General features: G+C 72.1%; 25 protein-coding genes. 12 read left to right on the top strand and 13 right to left on the bottom strand.

Annotated features, from left to right (window positions below):
• Positions 1–8 precede the first annotated feature (8 nt).
• The 5 genes from AB0K18_RS36665 to AB0K18_RS36645 all read left to right on the top strand — a co-directional run bounded on the left by AB0K18_RS36665 (position 9) and on the right by AB0K18_RS36645 (position 3870).
• Positions 9–218 carry an MbtH family protein gene (locus AB0K18_RS36665; protein ID WP_364924033.1) on the top strand — a complete coding sequence of 70 codons (210 nt, stop codon included), beginning with the start codon at positions 9–11 and terminating at the stop codon, positions 216–218.
• Between the two features lie 37 nt (positions 219–255).
• Positions 256–1527 (top strand): cytochrome P450, encoded by a 1272-nt coding sequence (locus AB0K18_RS36660; protein WP_364924030.1) that lies wholly within the window; start codon positions 256–258, stop codon positions 1525–1527.
• Between the two features lie 42 nt (positions 1528–1569).
• Positions 1570–2298 carry a peptidase E gene (locus AB0K18_RS36655; RefSeq protein ID WP_364924027.1) on the top strand — a complete coding sequence of 243 codons (729 nt, stop codon included), beginning with the start codon at positions 1570–1572 and terminating at the stop codon, positions 2296–2298.
• 86 nt (positions 2299–2384) lie between these two features.
• Positions 2385–3443, top strand: coding sequence for an LLM class flavin-dependent oxidoreductase (locus AB0K18_RS36650; RefSeq protein ID WP_364924024.1), 1059 nt, complete (start codon positions 2385–2387; stop codon positions 3441–3443).
• A 31-nt stretch (positions 3444–3474) separates the two neighbouring features.
• The gene (locus AB0K18_RS36645; RefSeq protein ID WP_364924021.1) at positions 3475–3870 is read left to right on the top strand and encodes a VOC family protein; all 396 of its coding nucleotides are present in this window, start codon (positions 3475–3477) and stop codon (positions 3868–3870) included.
• A 4-nt stretch (positions 3871–3874) separates the two neighbouring features.
• Here AB0K18_RS36645 and AB0K18_RS36640 read toward each other — a convergent pair whose 3' ends face one another.
• Entirely contained in the window at positions 3875–4135 is a 261-nt protein-coding gene (locus AB0K18_RS36640; protein ID WP_364924018.1) for a hypothetical protein, read from the bottom strand.
• Positions 4136–4394: 259 nt separating this feature from the next.
• Between AB0K18_RS36640 and AB0K18_RS36635 the strand changes: the two genes are divergently transcribed.
• Positions 4395–4661, top strand: a complete 267-nt coding sequence (locus AB0K18_RS36635) for a pentapeptide repeat-containing protein (protein ID WP_364924015.1) — start codon at positions 4395–4397, stop codon at positions 4659–4661.
• Positions 4662–5514: 853 nt separating this feature from the next.
• Here the strand turns inward: AB0K18_RS36635 and AB0K18_RS36630 are convergent.
• The 3 genes from AB0K18_RS36630 to AB0K18_RS36620 all read right to left on the bottom strand — a co-directional run bounded on the left by AB0K18_RS36630 (position 5515) and on the right by AB0K18_RS36620 (position 9530).
• Entirely contained in the window at positions 5515–6852 is a 1338-nt protein-coding gene (locus AB0K18_RS36630; protein WP_364924013.1) for a hypothetical protein, read from the bottom strand.
• A gap of 170 nt (positions 6853–7022) precedes the next feature.
• Positions 7023–7973 carry a hypothetical protein gene (locus tag AB0K18_RS36625; protein WP_364924011.1) on the bottom strand — a complete coding sequence of 317 codons (951 nt, stop codon included), beginning with the start codon at positions 7971–7973 and terminating at the stop codon, positions 7023–7025.
• A gap of 417 nt (positions 7974–8390) precedes the next feature.
• Complete coding sequence (locus AB0K18_RS36620) at positions 8391–9530, bottom strand: hypothetical protein (protein WP_364924009.1); 1140 nt, start codon at positions 9528–9530, stop codon at positions 8391–8393.
• 228 nt (positions 9531–9758) lie between these two features.
• Here AB0K18_RS36620 and AB0K18_RS36615 point away from each other — a divergent pair, with 228 nt between their 5' ends.
• The 3 genes from AB0K18_RS36615 to AB0K18_RS36605 are packed head-to-tail and all read left to right on the top strand — an operon-like array spanning position 9759 to position 12564.
• Positions 9759–10757 carry an ABC transporter substrate-binding protein gene (locus AB0K18_RS36615; RefSeq protein WP_364924007.1) on the top strand — a complete coding sequence of 333 codons (999 nt, stop codon included), beginning with the start codon at positions 9759–9761 and terminating at the stop codon, positions 10755–10757.
• Positions 10754–11797 (top strand): iron ABC transporter permease, encoded by a 1044-nt coding sequence (locus AB0K18_RS36610; protein WP_364924004.1) that lies wholly within the window; start codon positions 10754–10756, stop codon positions 11795–11797. Before AB0K18_RS36615 ends, AB0K18_RS36610 begins: the two co-directional genes overlap by 4 nt.
• The gene (locus AB0K18_RS36605) at positions 11794–12564 is read left to right on the top strand and encodes an ABC transporter ATP-binding protein (RefSeq protein ID WP_364924001.1); all 771 of its coding nucleotides are present in this window, start codon (positions 11794–11796) and stop codon (positions 12562–12564) included. Before AB0K18_RS36610 ends, AB0K18_RS36605 begins: the two co-directional genes overlap by 4 nt.
• Here the strand turns inward: AB0K18_RS36605 and AB0K18_RS36600 are convergent.
• The 5 genes from AB0K18_RS36600 to AB0K18_RS36580 form a co-directional block, all read right to left on the bottom strand.
• Entirely contained in the window at positions 12520–13395 is an 876-nt protein-coding gene (locus AB0K18_RS36600; protein ID WP_364923999.1) for an alpha/beta fold hydrolase, read from the bottom strand. The two genes, AB0K18_RS36605 and AB0K18_RS36600, sit on opposite strands and share 45 nt — an antisense overlap.
• A gap of 57 nt (positions 13396–13452) precedes the next feature.
• Positions 13453–13962: a hypothetical protein gene (locus AB0K18_RS36595; protein WP_364923996.1), complete on the bottom strand. Its 510-nt coding sequence runs from the start codon at positions 13960–13962 to the stop codon at positions 13453–13455.
• Between the two features lie 46 nt (positions 13963–14008).
• Positions 14009–14527, bottom strand: coding sequence for a hypothetical protein (locus tag AB0K18_RS36590; protein WP_364923993.1), 519 nt, complete (start codon positions 14525–14527; stop codon positions 14009–14011).
• Positions 14528–14687: 160 nt separating this feature from the next.
• A complete protein-coding gene (locus tag AB0K18_RS36585; RefSeq protein ID WP_364923991.1) occupies positions 14688–15014 on the bottom strand; it encodes a hypothetical protein in 327 nt (108 codons plus the stop codon).
• 14 nt (positions 15015–15028) lie between these two features.
• On the bottom strand, positions 15029–15406 hold the full coding sequence (locus AB0K18_RS36580) for a hypothetical protein (protein WP_364923989.1): 378 nt from the start codon (positions 15404–15406) through the stop codon (positions 15029–15031).
• A 159-nt stretch (positions 15407–15565) separates the two neighbouring features.
• Here AB0K18_RS36580 and AB0K18_RS36575 point away from each other — a divergent pair, with 159 nt between their 5' ends.
• Positions 15566–16834 carry a hypothetical protein gene (locus tag AB0K18_RS36575; RefSeq protein WP_364923986.1) on the top strand — a complete coding sequence of 423 codons (1269 nt, stop codon included), beginning with the start codon at positions 15566–15568 and terminating at the stop codon, positions 16832–16834.
• Here the strand turns inward: AB0K18_RS36575 and AB0K18_RS36570 are convergent.
• Complete coding sequence (locus AB0K18_RS36570) at positions 16824–17438, bottom strand: TetR/AcrR family transcriptional regulator (protein ID WP_364923984.1); 615 nt, start codon at positions 17436–17438, stop codon at positions 16824–16826. The genes AB0K18_RS36575 and AB0K18_RS36570 overlap by 11 nt on opposite strands.
• A gap of 57 nt (positions 17439–17495) precedes the next feature.
• On the opposite strand from AB0K18_RS36570, the gene AB0K18_RS36565 reads away from it, so the two are divergent.
• Both AB0K18_RS36565 and AB0K18_RS36560 read left to right on the top strand, forming a co-directional pair.
• Entirely contained in the window at positions 17496–18152 is a 657-nt protein-coding gene (locus tag AB0K18_RS36565; RefSeq protein ID WP_364923981.1) for a CatB-related O-acetyltransferase, read from the top strand.
• Positions 18149–19306: a macrolide family glycosyltransferase gene (locus AB0K18_RS36560; protein ID WP_364923977.1), complete on the top strand. Its 1158-nt coding sequence runs from the start codon at positions 18149–18151 to the stop codon at positions 19304–19306. The genes AB0K18_RS36565 and AB0K18_RS36560 overlap by 4 nt, the downstream gene beginning before the upstream one ends.
• A gap of 7 nt (positions 19307–19313) precedes the next feature.
• On the opposite strand, the gene AB0K18_RS36555 is transcribed toward AB0K18_RS36560, so the two are convergent.
• The 3 genes from AB0K18_RS36555 to AB0K18_RS36545 form a co-directional block, all read right to left on the bottom strand.
• Positions 19314–19781: a VOC family protein gene (locus AB0K18_RS36555; RefSeq protein ID WP_364923974.1), complete on the bottom strand. Its 468-nt coding sequence runs from the start codon at positions 19779–19781 to the stop codon at positions 19314–19316.
• A 58-nt stretch (positions 19782–19839) separates the two neighbouring features.
• Positions 19840–20619, bottom strand: coding sequence for an integrase (locus tag AB0K18_RS36550; protein ID WP_364923971.1), 780 nt, complete (start codon positions 20617–20619; stop codon positions 19840–19842).
• A gap of 101 nt (positions 20620–20720) precedes the next feature.
• Positions 20721–20954, bottom strand: a complete 234-nt coding sequence (locus AB0K18_RS36545) for a hypothetical protein (RefSeq protein WP_364563614.1) — start codon at positions 20952–20954, stop codon at positions 20721–20723.
• Between the last annotated feature and the right edge of the window lie 119 nt (positions 20955–21073).

The following is a 21073-nucleotide window of genomic DNA, read 5'->3' as shown; positions in this document are numbered from 1 at the left end:
GATCGACGATGACCAACCCCTTCGACGACGCGGACGGCCGTTTCCTGGTCCTGGTCAACCCGGAGAACCAGCACTCGCTGTGGCCGTCGTTCGCCGCGGTGCCCGCCGGGTGGACGGTCGTGCTGGCCGAGACGACCCGCGCGGCCTGCCTGGAGTACATCGAGACCCACTGGACCGACCTACGGCCCCGATCGCTCGCCGAGACCGTGGACGGCTGACCCGTTTGCGGGCCGCCCGGCGGGGCAGGCACGGCGCATGCCTGTTGTCGATCAGACCTCGATGCTGTTGCTCAAGGGCTACGCCTGGCTCCCCGGCCTCCGCAGGCGGGCGGCGGGCGACGTGGTGCACACGCGGCTGCTCGGCCGCCGGGCCACCGGGCTGTGCGGGCCCGACGCCGCCCGCTTCTTCTACGACGAGCGCAACGTGGAGCGGCGCACGGCACTTCCCGGGCCGATCAAGAGCACGCTGTTCGGCCACGGCTCGGTGCACAGCCTCGACGGGGCCGCCCACCGGGTGCGTAAGGCGATGTTCACGTCGCTGTTCAGCGCGCCCGCCGTGGCCGCGCTCGTCGCGCACGTCACCACGGAATGGGACCTCGCCGTCGCCTCGTGGGAGGGGCGGCGGGTGGTGCTGTTCGACGAGACGGCCGAGGTGATCACCAGGGCGGTGTGCGACTGGGCCGGCGTGGCCGTGGACGACGACGACCTGCCCGAGCTGGCCGCCGACCTGGTGGCGATGGTGGACGGGCTGGGCTCGGCCGGGGCCCGGCACTGGCGGGCGCGGCAGGCCAGGCGGCGCCGCGAGGCGTGGCTGGAGCGGTTCGTCCGCGAGCTGCGTGACGGCAGCGAGGACGCGCCGCCCGACTCCGCGGCCGAGGTGGTGGCCGTGCACCGCGACGCCGGTGGCCGGCCGCTCCACCCGCGCGTGGCGGCGGTGGAGTTGCTCAACGTGCTGCGGCCGACCGTGGCGGTGTCGTGGTTCGTCACGTACGCGGCCCACGCGCTGCACCGGTGGCCCGAGCACCGGGCGCGGCTGGCGAGCGGCGACGCGGAGTTCGCCGAGGCGTTCGCGCATGAGCTGCGGCGCTTCTACCCGTTCGCGCCGCTGCTGGGCGGGCGGGCGGCGCGCGACCTCGACTGGCGGGGCGAGCACATCCCTGCGGGATCGCTGGTGCTGCTCGACGTGTACGGGCAGCACCACGACCCCCGGTTCTGGCGGGATCCGTACACGTTCGACCCCAGGCGGTTCCTCGGCACCGAGCCCGGCCCGTACGATCTGATCCCCCAGGGCGGCGGCGACCCGGCGAGCGGGCACCGCTGCCCCGGTGAGGCGCTCACCGTGGCGCTGCTGCGCACGCTCGCTCCGCGTCTGGCCCGGCTGGACTACGAGGTGCCGCGCCAGGATCTGAGCATCTCGCTGAGGCGCATGCCGGCCCGGCTGGCCAGCGGGTTCGTGCTCGTCCCCGCGCTCACCCCCATGCACAGGACCGCGCCGCCCGTACGGCAGGCCGAGGGCGACCCCGCCTGACCGCTTGCGGCCCGTCCCTGGCTGGCCGGAGCATGGGTGCCCATGATCAGACAACCGCAGATCCTCGCCTGCTCCGGTGTCCTGTTCCCGCCCGCCGGCTACCGCTATCCCGGCGCTCAGATCTGGCAGGCGATGCGGCTCGCGGACGTCCGCAGGCCGCGCGTCTGCCTCGTCGCCACCGCGACCGGCGACTCGCGCGAGCACATCCAGGGCTGGTACGAGCGGGCCGCCGCGTTCGGCGACGCCGAGCTGTCGCACCTCACGCTGTTCACCCAGCCGAACGTGCCCGACGTGCGCGCCCACCTGCTCGCCCAGGACGTGATCTTCGTGGCCGGCGGCAGCGTGGTCAACCTGCTGGCGGTCTGGCGCGCGCACCGGCTGGAGCCGATCCTGCGGGAGTGCTGGGAGTCGGGGGTGGTGCTGGCCGGGCAGAGCGCGGGCAGCCTGTGCTGGCATCTGGGCGGGGTGACCGACTCCTTCGGTGACCGGCTCGACGTGGTGGCCGACGGGCTGGGGTTCCTGCCGCTCTCCAACGGCGTGCACGACGACCTCGGCGACCAGCCCAGGCGGACGAGCTTCCGCCGGGCCGTGGGCGCGGGCGAGCTGCCCGCCGGGTACGCCACCGAGGACGGCGTCGCCCTGCACTACGTGGGCACCCGCTTCCACGAGGCGCTGGCCGTGCTGCCCGATCGCAACGCCTGGTTCGTCGAGCCGGATCAGGACGGGAAACACCGGGAGACGATGGTGCCCGCCCGGCTCTGGGTGCCCTGAGGACTTTCTCGTCAGACGCTTCCGTGGCGGCGTACGTTCATTTTATGCTTTTCCTATCCAAATACTAGGAATATGGAGACGCATCGATGAGCCTCGAGTTCCTCTGGTACATCCCCAACCAGAACGACCCAGGACACCGCGGCGACGACGTCATGTCCGGCCACAACAGCCTGGAGACCCTCACCGGCCACGCCCGGGCCCTGGAGCAGCACGGCTGGGCGGGCGCGCTCATCGGCACCGGCTGGGGGCGGCCCGACACCTTCACCGTCGCCACCGCGCTCGCCGCCCGCACGACCACGTTCCAGCCGCTCATCGCCGTACGGCCCGGCTACTGGCACCCCGCCAGGTTCGCCTCCGCCGCCGCCACCCTGGACCACCTGACCGGCGGGCGCGTGCTCATCAACATCGTCTCGGGCAAGGACGATCTGGCCGCGTACGGCGACAGCGAGGGCGACCAGGCGCACCGCTACGCGCGTACCAAGGAGTTCCTGCGGATCGTGCGGCGGCTCTGGACCGAGGAGGACGTCACCTTCCACGGCGAGCACTTCCAGGTCACCGGCTCGACCGTGGTGCCGCGCCCGGTCGTCAGGGACGGGCGCCGCCACCCGAGGCTCTACTTCGGCGGCGCGTCCGAGGCCGCCGAGCGGGTGGCGGCCACGGACGCCGACGTCCAGCTCTTCTGGGGCGAGCCGCTCGACGGGGTCGCCGAGCGCATCGATCGGCTCAAGACCCTCAGCGCCCGGCTCGGCCGCGAGCTGCCGCCGCTGGAGTTCGGGCTGCGGATCACCACGTTCGTCCGCGACACCACCGAGCAGGCGTGGGCCGACGCCGAGGCCAAGGTCGCCAGGATGTCCCAGGACGGCACCTTCCGCGACCCCGGCCGGAATCCCGCCGTCGGCCAGCGGCGCCTGCTCGACCTCGCCGCGCGGGGCGACGTGCTCGACGACAACCTCTACACCGCGCCGGGCAGGTACGGCGGCGGCGGAGCCGGCACCACGTGGCTGGTCGGCTCGCCCCAGGACGTCGCCAAGTCGCTGCGCCGCTACCAGGAGCTCGGCATCACCCACTTCGTGCTGTCCGACACCCCCTACCTGCCGGAGATCGAACGCCAGGGCACCCGGCTCCTCCCCCTGCTCCGCGACTGACGCTCCCGCGCTCGGCTACGGTCGGGGGATCATGACCGATCTCCTTGGCATCAACCATCTGACGCTGTCCACGACCGACCTCGACCGGCTCGTGGCGTACTACACCGATCTGCTCGGAGCGACGCTCGCCTTCGAGCGGGCCGCCACCGCCGCCGATCCGCGGGTCGCGGTCCTCGACGTGGGCGGGGCCGACCATCTCATGATCGTCGAAACCGCCGCCACGCCCGCCCCCTCCCTCGACCCGCTGAACCGGGCGGGCTGGGGGCTGCGCGTGGCCACCTACGAGCGGCTGGCCGGCCTCCGCGAACGGATCCTGGCGGCCGGGCAGCCCGTCGGGGAGATCGAGACCCTGCCGACGCAGTGGACGATGACGGCCCGCGACCCCGACGGCCGCCCCGTCGACATCCGGGCCCATCGCCCTCGCTGACATGTCACAGGCAGGCGAGGCGGACCGGACCCGCCACCACGGCCTGGTCGCCGGTCGTGTTGCCCATGCCGGTGTCGGTGATCTGCACCATCGCCAGCCCCGTGCCGATCACGACGGGGGTCGGCGCGGCGACCCACTTGCCGCGCCGCATGCGCTGGTCGAGGGTGAACTCCGCGACCGTACGGGCATCCTGGTCGAAACCGTCCTTCACCCTGTACCAGACGCGCTGCCCCGCGAACCCGGTCTGCGGGATGTAGACCCCCACGGAGCACTGGTGCTGCCCGTCGAGCCCGGTGGTGAAGCGCCACTGGAAGACGTTGCGCGGGTGCCTCTGCGCCGCCGGATCGTACGTCAGCTCCGAGAACAGGAACCCGTCCCTGCACCCCGCCCCGGTGTAGCCCGGGGCGCGGGCGTCCTTCCACCCGTCCCTACCCGGCAGACCGTCGATCCGGACGCTCCTCCTGGCGTCACGCGGACAGGAAGGCCCGGCGACCGCCAGAAAGGCCGGCTCGACCGTCCGAGCCTTGGCACCCGCCGGCGACGGACCCTCCGACGCCCGCCCCTCCGACAACCGACCCTCGGACGCCCGGCCCTCCGACAACCGGCTCTCGTATGCCCGCCCCTCGGGTGCCTGGCTCTCGGATGCCCGGCTCTCGGTTGCCCGGCTCTCGGATGCCCGGCTCTCGGATGCCCGGCTCTCGGATGCCCGGCTCTCGGATGCCCGGCCCTCGGCGGCCGGCGCCACGTCCCGGCCCCCTGCCGCCGACACGGCCGTGGACGCCTGGTTCTGATACACCAGCAACGCCCCCGGCACGGCCAACTGCGCCACGACAGCCGCTACCACCCACGGCCGGATCCTGCGCCTCCTGGCAGGAGACGGCTCAGCGGCCGAGCGCGCTCCGGCGTCCCCCGGCGGCACAGGCACGCCTCCAGCGACAGACGGCGCGGAGACCGGGTTTCCCACGGCGGGCAGCGGCCCGACCTGGCCGGGAGCCGACCGGACCGCAGCGTAAGGCGGCTCCGAAGCCGGACGGCTCGTGGCGGACGGCTGCGACGGTGCCTGGTACCCGCTGGCGGACGACTGCGGCACCTCGAACCCGGCAGCGGACGACCGCGGCACCGCCCCGTACCCGGTGGCGGACGGCTGCGACAGTGCCTGGTAACCGATGGCGGGCGGGTGCGGCGGCGCCTCGTACCCAGTGACGGGCGGGTGCGGCGGAGGCCGGCGGCTTGTCGTGGGTGGTGGTTCTGAGGTGGGGCGGGGGTAGTGGACGGTGTCGTAGGCGCGGTCGGTGTCGCCCACCTGGAGGAGGGCGTTGAGGACGTGCCACTTTCTCGTCCACTCGGCGCGGTCGCCGCCGCATGCCGCCACGTACGCGAGCGTCGTCTTCAAGGTGGGCAGTGCGTCGCCTGATGCGGCGGCGGACAGCTCGGCCACGGGGTGGCCGGTCCTGCGGCGCATGGCGCGCAGGCTCGGGCCGCCCGCCGACGCCCGCAGCTCGCGCAGGCCCCGCGCGAACTCCTGCAGCGGGTCGGGCGCCACCGGACGGGCGTGCCGTCCCCGCAGGCCGCCGCCGCGCGGCGTCCTCCTGATCGTGTCGTTCCTCGTCATCGTGCCCCCAACGATCGTGTCGGTCCCTGTGGTCACGGGCAGGAGAGCCGGACCGGGCCGGCCGCCATGGCCTGGTTGCCGGTGGTGTTGCCGTGGCCGTCATCGCTGATCTCGACCATCACCAGGCCGCCGGTGATGACCAGGGGCGCCGGCGCGGCCACCCACTGGCCCTGCCGTACGCGCTGGTCGAGCGTGAACTCCCCCACCGTGCGCGCCTCCTCGTCGAAGCCGTCGCGCACCGTGTACCAGACCCGCTGTCCGGCCAGCCCCGACTTCGGGACGTAGACCGACAGCGTGCAGTGGCGCGGCCCTGGCAGGCCGGTGGTGAAGCGCCATTGGAAGACGTTCCGCCGCGCCGGCTCGGCCAGCTCGCCGCCGCGCCGCTCGTCGCCGCGCAGCTCCGAGAACAGGAAGCCGTCCCCGCAGCCGGCGCCCCGCCAGCCGGAGGACGCGGCGTCCTTCCAGCCGTCGCGGCCGGGCAACGCCTCGATGCGGACGCTCCTGGTGGCGTCGCGCGGACAGCTCGGCCCGGCGACGGCAGTGAAGGGAGGCGCACTCTGCCGCCCCGGCTCCACCATCTGCCCCGCACCCCCACCCGCCTGGCCGACCGCACCCGCCTGGCCGACCCCGTCCGCCTGGCCGGCCCCGGCTGCCGGTCCGATCCTGCCCGATTGCCCGATCCCGCCCGTCTGCTGAGCCGACTGGCCGACCTCGCCCGTCTGCCGGCCCTCCCGCGCCGCCTCACCGGTCGCCGACAGGAAACGGAACAGCACGTCCTGACGGAACGCACCGGCCGTGGCGAGCACGGTCACGCCGAGCGCCACGAGCAGCGCCGACAGCTTGACGAACCGCTGGTACGGCCGCTGATGAGGCCGCCGCTGGGACTCCCGCCACGGCTCGGCCCCACCGGCAGCGGAAGCACCACCCTCCTGAGGCCGACCGGCACCGGCGGGAGATGCCTCGGGCTGTCCGGAGCCGGCGGGGTAAGCGTCGAGCCGCCCAGACCCAGCAGGAGAAGCGTCGCCCTCGGGACGGTCGGTGCCGGTTGCGGGAGGCTCGGTTTCCTGGGGTCTGGTGTTGTCCTGGTCGGCGCGTAGGGCGTGCCACTTCTCGCTCCAGGCGTCCTGGTCGCCGCCGCACGCCCCCACGTACGCCTGCGTCAGCGCCAGGCTCGGCAGGCGGTCGCCTGCGGCGGCGGCGGAGAGCGCCGACGACGAGTAGCCCGCCCTGCGCTCCATGGCGCGGTAGCTCGGGTTTCCCGCCGCCGCCCGCAGGTCGCGCAGCCCTTGGGCGAACTCCTGGAGCGGGCCGGGCGGGACCGGCCGTTCCCGCCTGCCCCGCGACGCGGTGGTGGTGCCTTGGTGCATCATCGTGCCCCCTGACCTATGTGAATCGCGGCCCCCGGCGATCTGACTTCGGCCCCTATTCGCGGTCACGCGGCCCGTGGACGTCCCCTTGGGCGTCGGAAAATGACGATGACCACATGACGGCGGGTGGCCCTCACGTTCAGAGGACCACCCGCCGCGCGAGAATCACCCGGCTATCGACGCCTGATCTTGCCGAGCACGTCCACGACGGGCTCGTTGCAGGTGTTGACGTAGCGGACGATCACCTTGTACGTGACGCCCCTCTTCAGGAAGCCGGTCGAGTAGCGGACGCGGTCCTCGAGGACGGTGTTGCCGGCGACCCGCGGCTGCGGGCGCAGCACCTCGGCGCCTCTGTTCGACAGGAACACGTAGTTGACCGTGCTGAACTTCTTCAGCTTGTTGCCGGACGGAGCCAGGAACGTGCTGGGCCCGACGACGAGCGTCCTGCCCAGGTTGACGCCGCCGACGAACGCCCGCGGCGTGAACCGGCCGCTGCGGACGGTCGTGCCGAAGAGACGGACGTTGCCGGGCACCCGGCACGACTGCCGCTGCAGCTCCGGCTTGAAGTAGCGGTCGGGCTGCCCGAACGAGCCGTAACCCTTACGGTCCCGTCCCGGCTGCCGCTTGACCAGCCAGTCCACGAAGTTGATGCCGGCCTCGCGCAGGACCCGCTCGACCTGCTCGGGGATGCGCTTGCCCGCGGCGGTCGTGCTGGGCAGCTGCTGGGTCAGGCCCGCGTCGGTGGACTGCTCGCCCTGCCCGCTCTGCCCGGTCGAGGTGCTGGGCGCGGACTGGCCGCTGTTGCCGCTGTTGCCGCTGTTGTTCTTGTTCTTGTCGCGGTTGAGCAGCTCGTCGAGCGCCCGGTCGCCGAGCTGCCGGCCGAGGTCCTTGCCCAGGTCCTTCAGGAAGTCGCCGAGCGAGCCTGAGGAGCTGCTCGCGGGCGGCGCCGGCTGCGGCGCGGTGAGCCCGAAGTCGAACGAGCTGCCCGAGCCGCCGGGGCTGCCGAACCCGAACGGGTCCGCCGTCTGGGCGTGCGCCGTGCCGCCGGTCAGGCCGCTGCCGACCAGCACGCCGCCGACCGCCAGGCCGGCCGCCGCGATACGAAGCTTCGAAGGTGCTTTCACGGTGGTTTCCCCTCTCATGGTGACGCCGGTACGCGGCGGGAGCGGGCTTTCGGGGAGCCGCCCCGGGCCGCCGGGTGGCGTCCGGATGTTCCCTGTCACTCCTGCTTAAGGGGCCGGGTAATGACCATCCAGGGGCGGACGATGTCCATTGCCCGCATCCATTGGCCATCGCCGGGGTTGTCCTTGTCCCACCTGCTCAGCCGGCCCGCTTGGGCCGAGCACCGCCCGGCTCAGCCTGTCTGCGGAGGGCCGGAACGCCGCCCGGCTCAGCCCGCCTGCGGAGGGCCGGAACGCCGCCCGGCTCAGCCCGCCTGCATTGGCCCGGAACGCCGCGCATGAGAAAGGGCCGTGCCCGGGCTCCGGTGAGGAGGCCCGGTCACGACCCCGGTCATGAGTGCGGTCATGGTTGTGGAGGGCTCAGCACTTGTTGCGGAGCATGGCCGCGTCCTCCGAAAAGCGGATCTTGTTGCCGGCCTGGCCGCGCTTGGCGGCGATGGCGCCGAACGTCTCCAGCCGCTTGGCGGCGGCCTCGTAGTCGGCCTCGGTCAGCGGCCGCTTCTCCGCCAGGGCCGCCTGGGTGGCCGCGTTCACCTCGTCGGCGATGTCGTTGATGTTGCCGGGCCGCATGTACGCCACGTCGATCAGCGCGGCCTGCACGGCCCGGGGCAGCTTGTCGAAGCTCTCGATGCCGCGCCGGGTGACCATGTCCTTGGCCTCCTCGTACGTGACCTCGAACAGCATCGTCACCTGCTCGTCCGTCAGCTCGGTCACCCCGGCCTTGAGGTCGTCGAACGCCTTGCCCGACTTGATGTCGGCCTGCTTCGACTGCGGGCTGGTCTCGCTGAGGATGCGGTTGATGATCGTACGGGCGTCCCCGCGGCTCATGTTGAAGCCGATGCCGATGGTGACGATGTCGCGGCTCTTGCCGCTCCTGGTCCGCTCACCGGCGTCGTACGCCTTCGTCCTGGCCCCGCCTTCCCGCTTGACCAGCATCTGCCGGACGCTGCCCTGGTACTTCACGGTGAAGGGGCAGCGGGCCGGGTCGTCGGCCGTCTGGGTGGTGGCGGTGTCCTCGACCTCCTCCGACTCGACCTCGGCGATGGTCCGCCCGGCCTTCTCCGAGGCGCCCGTCTCCTCCGCATCCTCGGTCTCGTCGGAGACCTCGGCGTCTTCGGACCCGGAGTCGGAGTCGGTGTCGGACTCGGTGCCGGTGCCGGTGCCGGTGCCGGTGCCGGTGCCGGTGCCGGTGCCGGAGTCGGAGTCGGAATCGGAGTCGGTGCCGGTCTCCGTCGTCTCCTCGGCGTCGTCGCCTTCGTCCGCGACGCTGACCTCGTCGTCAGAGTCAGCGGAGTCAGCGGAGTCGGCGGACGCGCCGGGGTCGGTGTCGTCGGCGGTGGCCAGGAGGGAGTCCTTGGTGACGGCCGCCTCCTCCACCATCGTCAGGTCGGGGTCGTCGTCGCCGAGCTGAGCCGTCGCGACCCCGACGGTGAGCCCGGTACCGCCGAGCGCGATGACCCCGGCCAGAGCGGCGTACGTCAGGCGTCGCCGTGAACGCATATTCATCGAGTGCCTCCGTGAGGGACTTGAGGTCCGTCGGACCTTCCTGAAGGCATGCCTATGGCCCCCCACATTGACCAGCCAGACCGTTATGTCCGCCCCCGTCCACTGGCCACCGTCCCGGAGCCGCCGACCGGATGTCCACCTCCGCGCCGACCAGCCAGGACATCACCGGCCACCTAGTTGCAATTTGATGGCAGTTGCGAAATAAGTGCAGAATAGGGGCCCATGAGGAGACTGCTCGTCCTGGTGGCCGCCCTGACCCTGACCGCCTGCTCTCAGACAACGCCGAAAGCGCAGGAGCAGCCCCCGGCACCGGGTTTCCCCGTCACGGTGGAGAACTGCGGCCGCAAGCTGACCTTCGACCGCCCGCCCTCCAAGGTGGTCACCGGTTACCACCCGAGCCTGGAGACACTGCTGGCGCTCGGCCTGGGCGACCGGATCGCGGGGCGCACGTACTTCGGCGAGAGCGCCTTCCTGCCAGGGCAGAAGGAGCAGTACGACAAGATCCGGCAGATCTCCGGCACGATCATGCTGCCGCAGAAGGAGGTCATGCTCTCCCAGGGCGCGGACTTCGTCCTCGACAACGCGATGGCGAGCTTCGACGCCGCCGGCGGCTACGCCACGGTGGAGGAGCTGGACGCGGCCGGCAGCCCCGTCTACATCCTGGGCGGCTGGTGCAGCCCTGAGGAGGTGCTGCGGTTCAGCATCGAGGACACCTTCACCGACCTGCGCAACCTGGGCAAGATCTTCGGCCTCCCCGACCGGGCCGAGAAGCTGGCCGGCGAGCTCCAGGCGCAACTGGCGGAGGTGAAGCAGCGGGTCGGGGGCCGTACGCCGGTCAAGGTGCTCGCCACGGACGGCGGCAAGGGCCCGGTCAACGCGTACGGCGGCGCGGGCGTCACGAACCAGATGATCACCCTGGCGGGCGGCGAGAACGTGCTGGCCGACGTCAAGGCCGACTACACCGAGGTCAGCGCTGAGCGGATCAGCGCGGCCCAGCCGGAGGCGCTGCTGGTCAGCGACTACGCCACGCTGCGCGGCGCGGACATGCCGACCTCGTCGGCCAAGGCCGAGGAGGCGTTCGCGATCGCCAGGAACAGCCCGGCCGCCAGGGACAAGCGCCATCTCGCGCTGCCGGTCGCCGCGCAGCACCCCGGCTACCGCAACCTCCTGGCCGTCGCCGACATCGCCAGGTTCCTGCACCCGGACGCGTTCGACCAGTGAACAGCAGCCGCTTCGCCGTTCTCGTGACCGTGCTCGCGGTCGCCGTCGTCGCCTCGACCTGGCTGGCGGTGAGCATCGGCGCGGTGCCGGTGGCGCTCGGGCAGGCGTGGGGCATCGTGGCCGACAAGCTCGCCTCCGGGCTGGTGCCGCGCACGTGGACGCCGGTGCAGGAGCAGATCGTGTGGGAGTTCCGGCTGCCGCGCGCGCTGCTGGCACTGCTCGTCGGGGCGGGGCTGGCGGTGGTCGGCGCGGTGCTCCAGGCGCTGGTACGCAACCCGCTGGCCGACCCGTTCCTGCTCGGCATCTCGTCGGGCGCGTCGTTCGGCGCGGTGCTCGTGGCCATCATGGGCGCCTCGGCGCTCGGCGGGCTGTCGATGTCGGCGGCCGCGTTCGCCGGCTCGCTGCTCGCGCTGGGCCTGGTCTACCTGCTGGCGCAGCGGGCCGGGCGGCTCACGCCGTCGCGGCTGGTGCTGGCCGGGGTGGCGCTGGCGTACCTGTTCCAGTCGGCCTACTCCTTCGTGCTGCAGCTCGCGCAGAGCGGGCGGGCGGCGCAGCAGGTGCTGTTCTGGCTGATGGGCAGCCTGGGCGGGGCCCGCTGGCACCTGCTGCCGGTGCCGGCCGTCGTGCTGGCGGCGGGGGTGACGTACCTGCTGATGCAGCACCGCCCGCTCAACGCGCTCGCCGCCGGCGAGGAGACGGCCGTCTCGCTCGGCGTCAACGTCGGCCGCTTCCGCCTGACGTTGTTCCTGCTGACCTCGCTGCTGGTCGGGGTGCTGGTCGCGACCAGCGGCGCGATCGCGTTCGTCGGCCTGATCGTGCCGCACGCCGCCCGGCTGCTGGTCGGCGCCGACCACCGCCGGGTGCTGCCCGTGACGGCGCTGCTCGGCGCGGTGTTCCTGCAGCTCGTGGACGTGGCGGCGCGGACCGTCAACGCGCCGCAGGAGCTGGCGCTCAGCATCGTGACGGCGCTGTTCGGGGTGCCGTTCTTCCTGTGGCTGCTGCGCCGCAGGTCCGCGGACCGGGAGGTGAGCGTCACGTGAGGCTGGCGCTGAACGGGGTGTCCGTCGCGGTCGAGGGCACGCCGATCGTGCACGAAGCCGCGCTGGAGGTGGGCGACGGCGAGTTCGTGGCGCTGGTCGGGCCGAACGGGTGCGGCAAGTCCACGCTGCTGCGCTCGATCTACCGGGCGCTGCGGCCCTCGGCGGGGCTGATCGCGGTGGACGGCGACGACGTGCACCGGCTGCCGGCCCGCGAGGCCGCGCGCAGGACCGCCGTCGTGGCGCAGGAGACGCCGGCCGACCTGGACTTCACGGTGGCGGAGATCGTCCGGATGGGGCGCACGCCGTACCGGGCCGACGCCTCTGTGGACGAGGAGCTGTGCGGGCGCGCGCTCGGCCGCGTCGGCCTGGCCGGGGCGTCCGGGCGGATCTTCGCGACGCTGTCAGGCGGCGAGAAGCAGCGCGTGCTGCTGGCCCGCGCCCTAGCGCAGGACACCCGGCTGCTCCTGCTGGACGAGCCCACCGCCCACCTCGACATCCGTCACCAGCTCGACCTCCTGCACCTGGTACGCGAGCTGGGCCTCGCCACCCTGGCGGTGCTGCACGACCTCAACCAGGCCGCCGCCTTCTGCGACCGCCTGTACGTGATGAACGCCGGCCGCATCGTCGCCGGCGGCCCGCCCGGCGAGGTGCTCACCCCCGGCCTGATCGCGCAGGTGTACGGCGTGCGCGCCGTCCGCCGCACCCAGCTCGTCTTCGAACGGTCACAGGCGGACGAGGTCGGCGACCTCCTCGGGCAGGCCAGGTGACGTCATGACGTGCCCCATGCCGGGCACGACGTGCAGGACCGCGCCGGGGATGGCCGCCGCCAGCGCCTCGGCGTGCGCGAGCGGGTAGAGCGGGTCCCGGTCGCCGTGCACGATCGAGGTCGGCGCGGTGATCGACGACAAGGGGGCCTTCAGGGTGGGGTCGTCCCGCCAGACGGCCCGGTTGTGGTTGGCCGCCGCGCCGGGATCGGTGGCCCGCGACAGCGCCAGCTCCAGCATCGCCCGGGCGGCCTGCTCGTCGAACGGCCTGACCGGCCCGTTGAACATCCGGAACAGCGCCACGTCCGACTCCACGCCCGGCGGCAGCCCGGCCGCCATGTGTGCGAGGAACTCCGGGGACGGCGGCGGCAGATCGTCCGGGTCGGCCGGCTCGCCCGCCCGCGCCCGCTCCCACACCGGCGCCGGGTCGTGCCCCATCGGCGAGCTGGACATGATGGTGAGCGACCTGACCCGGTCCGGCGCGTGCACGCCGAGCCACTGCGCGATCATGCCGCCCAGGGACGTGCCGGCCACGTGCGCCGCGTCGAGACCGTGGCCGTCCAGCACGGCCAGGCAGTCGCGTGCCATGTCGCCGATCGTGTACGGGTGCGTGTCGAAGTCGACGAGGCCGGACCTGCCGGTGTCGCGATGGTCGTACCTGATGACCTGCGCGCCCCGCTCGACCAGCCGGTGGACGAGCGCATCGGGGCAGCTGACGCCCTGCGCGGCGGACCCCATGACCATCACGACCGCGGGATCGTCAGGTTTCCCGATGCGCTCCGTCCATATCCGTACCGGTCCGGAGTCCACGTACCGCTCATGCGCTCGCGTCACGAGGGCACGCTAGCGACTCCGGGCCGCCGTCCTCCAACCCTTATCGGGCCGGGGCGCTCACTTGGCGAGGTTGTACTGGATGGTGTACTGCCGTGCGCCGCAGCAGCCGGGGTGGGGCGGGTTGGGCGTGCGGATCCACAGCTGGCCGAAGCTTCCCCTGCGTACCTTGAGGGTCCTCATCACCGAGTACGCCTTCTTGCCGCCGTCGCAGATCTTGCCGTACCGGCCTCGCTGAGCCTCCCAGTTCGAGCTCGTCACGAAGAGGTCGGGGAAGATGCAGGCGCCCTTCGGGAAGCCGGCCTCGCGGATCACGATGCTGCGCAGCTGCGCGGACGTGGACGACTTGTAGGCCCAGGTCGCGGTCACCTTGATCGGGTAGTTCCGGCCCCTGTGATCCTTGATGCTGACCGTGGTGACCACGGACTGGATCGCCTTGATGCGCTTGACGTAGCTGATCTTCTGGTCGGGGGCGGCGTGCGCGGCGGGTGACACCAGCAGACCGCCACCGAGGCCGGCGACGAGAGCCACTCCGATCGTCGAAACGCGGAGTCGCGTGAGAGGTCGCACCTGTTCTCCTTTGTCGTGCAAGGCGGTTCTGGACGGATGCCCGGTATTACCTGGCCGCGATGTTGTACTGGATCACGTACGTCCGCGCGCCGCAGCAGCCGGGGTGGGCCGGGTTGGGGGTGCGGATCCAGAGCTGCCCGAGGTTACGGGCCTGGCGCACCTTGAGGGTCCTCATGACCGTGTACGCCTTGTGCCCGCCGTCGCAGAGGATGCCGTGCTTGTTGCGCAGCGCCTTCCAGCTCGACGTCGTCAGGGCGAGGTCCGGGTAGATGCAGGTGCCCTTGGGGAAGCCGTTCTCGCGCAGCACGATGGTCCGCATCTGCGCGGTCTTCGAGTTGATGTAGCGGAAGGTGACGGACACCTTGATCGGGTAGTTCCGGCCCTTGTGATCCTTGATCCTGACCCTGGCGGTCACCGTCTGGATCGGCTTGACCCGCTTGACGTAGACCATGGCCTGGTCGGGCGGCAGAGCCTGCGCGGCGGGCGCCACCAGCAGACCGGCTCCGAGCGTGGCGGTGAGACCCGCGCCCATCGTGGCAACGCGCAGTCGCGTGAGAGGTCGCACTGATTCTCCTTCACCGTGCATGACGCTTTCCGGCCGGACGATTACCCGGCCTGACGCAGCACGGTAAAGGGCCTCGGTATACCTGCGGGATATGGCCGGAATACGTGCGCCGGACGACCGTGCACGGCGCCCGCCTCGTTGCCGGACGCCGTGGGCGATCTCAGGCGCTGCCGCCGCCCTGCTTTCCCCAGCCGGTCAGGGTGTCGGTGAGGGGGCAGGCGACCTGCGCGGTCGAGCCCGCGCTGGTCCAGGGCGATTCGAACCATTTGTCGTTGTACCACTTGCTCGTGCAGAGGGCGATCGCCTTGTAGGGGCCGGTCGTACGGCACCAGACGTGCACCTCGGGCGGTCTCCAGTCGGCATACGGGGTGATCGTGCAGTCGGCGGCGGCCACCGCGGGCGCCGAGGCGTGGGCCGCCGTGAGCGGCGCCGCGCCGAGCAGGAGAGCGGCACTGGTGAGCGCCAGCAGTTTCGTCGGTGTTCGCATCGTCATCCGACCTTTCACCAGCGAAGCCCGATGCGCGCCCAGGCGCCGATGGCCCGTCCCGCCTCAAGGGTCGGCACCCCGGCCCGTACGTTATTGCACACCCACGACCGGGGCGGGTCCTTGTGCGTGAATTCCGCCGAGCAGACTTTTCCGCCGTCGATGTAGAGATTCCAGCGGGAAAGAACGGGCGTCGTCCCGCTCACGTCGACGTCGATGGAAATGGTGCCGCCGGGAAAGCGGGTGGGGTAGAGGTACAGGGTGCACCACGGCTCGCCGCCGCTGGTCGAAGGGCAGTATTTCGTCCCGCCGGCGGCCTGGGCGGGCACGGCCAGCGTGGCCACGACGGCGGCGCTCGCCACAGCGGTGGTCGCCAATCTGCGGAGTAGTCGCATACGGCGTTCTTCCTTTCTGACTTTTCGCTGACCCGAGCATGACATTCGGAAATAGGACGGGACAGGCCACCGGCCGGACATTTGTCGGACATAATGCGCCGCATTCTCGTGCGAAACGACGTCATATCGGCGACCATGTGCTCAAGAGACCGTCGCCACGTGACCGGAACGGAGGCGGGTGCGATGCGGGTCGACGTGTTCCCCACCCTTGACGACGAGGGCGCCGCCATGGCCGAGCTGATCCGGGGGCGGCTGCACGGCGTGGACGTGCGGGAGGTGACGAGTACGCAGCCGTTCGCGGTGGCCACGTCGATGGTCGCCGCCGACGCCGTGGTGCTCGACCTCACCCCCGACTCGGCGGCGCACCGCTACACCGCGATGGCGTATCCGTGGCGGCAGGACAAGGTGCTCGCGGTGTCGCGGTCGTACCTGCCGCTGAACGTCTCACCCGCCCGGCCCGGCGGGGCCGCCCTCTACCCGGGCCGCCGCAGTGCCGAGGAGATCGCCACCTGGGTGGCGGCCCAGGTGCGGGAGCTGGCCGGGCGCGGGCGGCCGTCGTTCCTGCAGCGGGTGCGCGGCGCGGCCGGCATGAGGGCGGGTGCGCGCGCGGAGCCCGCCGACGTCTTCATCAGCTACCGGGGCCTCGACGACAAGGCCGCGCAGGCGTTGCGGGCCGCGCTGGAGAAGGGCGATCACCACGGCGGTCGCGGGCAGCGGGTGAAGATGTTCGACGCCGGGCAGCTGGCGCACCCGGAGGCCGTGCTGCCGGCGTTGATCCGCTGGAACGTCCTCGCCGTCATCAGCGACGTCGTCAAGGACGCCCGCGAGACGTGGATCGTCGACACGCCGCACTATCTCCAGTCGTGGTTCACCCAGGGCGAGCTGGTCTGCCTGCCGTACTTCGGCCGGCCCGGCACGCTGGTGGCCTACGACCCGGCGAGCGGGAGCGCCGGGCCGGCGCCCGAGAAGTACGTGGCGGCGCTCGACACGACGGCACGCGATCGCCTGGCCCGATATTTCGCGAACAGTCATCCCGACCTCATGGCCCCGGAGAGCACGGCGGCCCTGCGCGAGCTGCGCCCCACCCGGCTGCCGCTGGCGCGGGACGAGGTGTTCGCGGACGCGTTCTGGACCGTGCCACTCCTGCAGTGCACCCGGTGCAGCATCAGGGAGCCGGACCGGCCTGACATCGACGTGGCGGGCTTCCTGATCAACGCCGACCCGCGCCTGTACCCGGTCGCGCTCGACACCCTCGCCGCCTGCGCGTCGGAGCAGACGCCCTTGCGGTGCACCAACCCCGACGGCTGCCCGCAGCGCTTCACCGTGCGCGCGCTGCCGCCCTACTACCTCTGGTACGCCCTGCCGGTCGCCGACGGTTCCTTTCTCGGCACGATCCCGGCGTACGCCGCCGTGCCGATCAGCTCGTGACGAAGGCGCCGGCGCGGGCGGCCAGCACCGCGGTCCTGGCGGCGTCGGCGGGCAGGGCGGGGTCGGGCTCAGTGCGCAGGAGCACCAGGTGGTGGTAGACCGGCGCGGTCGCCGCGACCAGCAGCCGGCGCGCGTCCGTGCCCTCCGGCAGCTCACCGCGCTCGGCGGCCCGGCGGACGATGGCCTCGCAGCGGGTGTAGCGGTCCTCCCAGAGCCGCCGCACCCCGCGCGCCGCCTCCTCCGACCGGAACGAGGCGGCGAACAGGGCCATGACGAGCGGCGGCTGCGCGGTCATCGAGTCCTGGCTCTCCTGGTTGAGCGCGGTCAGGTCGCCCTCCAGCGAGCCGGTGTCGGGCGGCTGCCAGTCGTCGTCGCCCGCCGCCGCGAAGACGTCGGCGAGCAGCCCGCCGACGTCGCGCCAGCGCCGGTAGACGGTGGCGCGGTGGACGCCGGCGCGGGCCGCGACGCCGTCGATGGTCAGCTCGTCGTAGCCGCGTTCGGCCAGCTCGGCGCGTACGGCGTCGATGACCTGCGTACGGATGCGGCTCGTGCGGCCACCCGGGCGGCGGCGAGGGGTGTCGGGTTGCTGATCCGGCGGGGCCATGACAGCATCTTAATGTAGCAACTGTCGCATTAAGAGCTCCGTTTGCGAGGAACACCCATGAATTCCCTGGTGCCTGCCGATCCCGACGTGCTGCACCCCATGCCGGGACAGCCGCGGGTGGTGCAGCTCAGGCCGCTGGTCACGTCGCCGCTGATCGAGGTGGGGGCTTACTCGTACTATGATGATCCGGACGACCCGACCGCGTTCGAGACCCGCAACGTGCTCTACCACTACGGGCCGGAAAAGCTGATCATCGGGAAGTTCTGCGCGCTGGGCACGGGGACGCGGTTCATCATGAACGGCGCCAACCACCGCATGGACGGCCCCTCCACCTTCCCCTTCCCCACCCTGGGCGGCTCGTGGGCCGACCACTTCGACCTGCTCACCGGCCTGCCCGGCCGGGGTGACACGGTGGTGGGGAACGACGTGTGGTTCGGGCATGGGTCGACGGTGCTGCCCGGCGTACGGATCGGGCACGGCGCGATCATCGGCGCCGGCTCCGTGGTCACCTCCGACGTCCCCGACTACGGCATCGTCGGCGGCAACCCGGCGCGGCTCATCCGTACCCGCTACGACGCCGATGACGTCGCCCGGCTGCTGGCCGTCGCGTGGTGGGACTGGCCGGCCGAGCACATCACCCGGCACGTCCGCACGATCATGTCCGGCACGGTCGCCGGCCTCGAGGCCGCCGCGCCCTCCGGGAGCCCGTCATGACGCACATCGCGATGGTGAACGTCCCGATCGTCAGCCACGTCCTGCCCGGCTTGGAGGTCATCCGCGAGCTGGTGGCCCGTGGGCACCGGGTGACGTACGCCACCGACCCGGCCCGCGCCGACCTGGTCAAGGGGGTGGGGGCGGAGCCGGTGCCGTGCACGTCGGTGCTGCCGTTCGCCGGGAACTCCTGGCCCGACGACCCCATCGCCGCCGCGAGCCTCTTCCTCGACGACGCCGTCCAGTCGCTCCCGCAACTGCGCGCGGCGTACGCCCAGGATCCCGCCGACCTCTACCTGTACGACATCGGCGCGTACGCCGCCCGCGCGCTCGCCGAGGCGCAGGGCCGTCCCCTGCTGCAGCTCTCGCCGACCTTCGTGGCCTGGCAGGGCTACGAGGAGGACGTCGCCGTCCACCTGCGGCGGCTGCCGGGCGCCGACGCCTACCAGGAGCGGTTCGGGCGGTGGCTGGCCGAGTGCGGGGCGACCACCACCGATGTGGACGCCTTCTCCGGCCTCCCCGACCGCGTGCTGGCCCTGATCCCCCGGGCCATGCAGCCGAACGCCGAACGGGTGGACGGCGACCGGGTGACGTTCGTCGGCCCCTGCTACGGCCCCGCCGAGGACCGCTGGACCCGTCCGGTCGATGCCGAACGGGTCCTGCTCATCTCCCTCGGCACCGCCTACAACCACCGCCCCGAGTTCTACCGCTCCTGCCTGGCCGCCTTCGGCGACCTGCCCGGCTGGCACGTGGTCCTGCAGATCGGCCGCCACACCGAGGTGAGCGAGCTGGGCCCCATCCCCGCGAACGTCGACGTGCACTCCTGGGTGCCGCAGCGGGCGATCCTCGCCGAGGCGGACGCCTTCGTCACGCACGCCGGGATGGGCGGGAGCAGCGAGGGTCTGGCGGCCGGCGTGCCGATGATCGCGGTGCCGCAGGGCGCCGAGCAGTTCATGAACGCCGACCGCCTGGTGGAGCTGGGCGTCGCCCACCGCATCGACACCGACGCCGCCACCCCTGACGCGTTGCGCACCGCCCTCCTGGCCCTCGTCACGGACTCGGACGTGGCCCGCCGCCTTCGCGTGCTGAAGGCCGAGGCGCGTGCCGAGGGAGGCACCCAGCGCGCCGCCGACCTGATCGAGGGCCTGCTCGGCTAGCGGCGGGTCAGTCCATGGGCGCCACGCGGATCAGGTTGCCATCGGGATCGGTGACGACGAACGTACGCCCGGACGGCTCGTCGTGCGGTTCCTCCACGAGGGTGACCCCCTTGCCCTGCCACTCCTGGAACAGGCGGTCGATCTGCTCGCGGCCGCCGTCCAGCGCGAGGCACAGCTCACTGGTACGCGACGCGACGGCACGCTCCGCCTCCCTGTTCCCCACGGCGAACCGCACCCCGCCCGCGAGGTCGAACGCGATGAAGCCGGGGGTCTCGAAACTCGGCTTCATCGCGAACAACTCCGCATAGAAGCGCGCGGACGCGGGCGCGTCGGAGACAGCCCCGCCGCTCCTCCGCTCAGCGCCGTCGTCACCACCGACAACAGGTCCTGGTACGGACCCGCCGTCCGGGGAGCCGACCCGAGTGCTCTCATCGGCGACGTGCGCAGAGGCGTACGACTGAGCGTCCTCCGTCATCCAGCACTACTCCTGAGGGCGCGCATGAGACACGGGCGCAGCGGGAGGTGGGCAGAGGTCAGGCAGGCCGGGCGAGGGAGGTGCAGTGGGCGATGGTGGCGTCGTCCGGTGGGACCGCTTCACGTTCCTCCGCCTCCCGGACGCGGCGGATGACGTCGGCGGGGCCTTTCCGCGCCAGCTCGGCCATGAGCTCGGGCCAGTCCGCCAGCCCGAACCGGTCCACGATGCGGGAGGCGCCGTTGCTGAGCAGGGCGGCGGCGGAGGCCGGGCCGGGGACGGTGCCCGTTATCGCCTCGCGGGCCGCGTACGGGTCGTCCTTGGCCACCCAGAAGCCGCCCGGCCGGTTCCGGTGCGAACGCAGCTCACCCAGGATGCGACGGTAGTCGTCCGAGCCCGGGTCCGCGGCCTTCAGCGCGGGCTCGTACCTGCCGCTGATCACCACCTCCCGGCGATCGGTGACGACGACCGGCGCGCCCTCCTCCGAATGGTCGATCACAATGGTGGCGTCGCCCAGCACCAGGTAATCGGCGCGGTCGCCGGACAGCCGCAGCACGGCCACCGCCGCCGACGGGCTGATGGGGTCGGTGACGGCGCAGGTGTCGCGGTGATCGTCGGTGACGTGCGTGATGGCCTCGGCGAGCAGGTCGGCCAGGTCGCGGTCTTGCGGCAGCAGGCCGAGCAGGCTGCCGCCCAGATGGGTGGCGTACCAGGCCACACCATGCTGGCACGTCACCTCACCACCGGGAATGCCGGCCCCGTCCACCAGCACCGCCGCCTCCGGCAGGACCCCGACGAAGTCCTCGTTGATGCGGCCGACCCGCTTCCCGACGCTGGCCATCGCCACCCGCATACGCCGCCCCTCTCCGCCGATCAGGGCGACGACCCTACCCGACCACACAGCGCTTCCTGCGCTCACGGCGTGAAGGCCGGTGCGGACGACTAGTCAGTGGGCTCCGCGTCGGCCCGAGGCTCCTCGGCGTCGTCGGCCGCCGCCTCCCGCCGCTCCTCTTCGAGCTTCTGCTCGGGATCGGGCGGAGGTTCGACGGGCTCGGCCGGGATGGGGCGGCGGGTCTCCCTGACCTCCACACCGGCCCGCTGGGCGATGGTGTCACTCTCCCCGTTCACCTGGCCGACAGCCGGGGGCAGGGGGGCGGCTTCGTCCTGTTGACTCATGTTTGAGCACCTGCCCGAGATTCGCGCGAGCAGTCCGCACCCCTCAGGACAAAACGGACATAAGCATAGAATTAGGGCAAGCTGGGTATACGGCAAGAGGGATCGATTGCCCACCCCGC

It is taken from the genome of Nonomuraea sp. NPDC049421 (assembly GCF_040677005.1).
In the GTDB taxonomy this organism is placed as follows: domain Bacteria; phylum Actinomycetota; class Actinomycetes; order Streptosporangiales; family Streptosporangiaceae; genus Nonomuraea; species Nonomuraea salmonea.
This window is presented reverse-complemented; position numbering and strand designations above follow the sequence as displayed.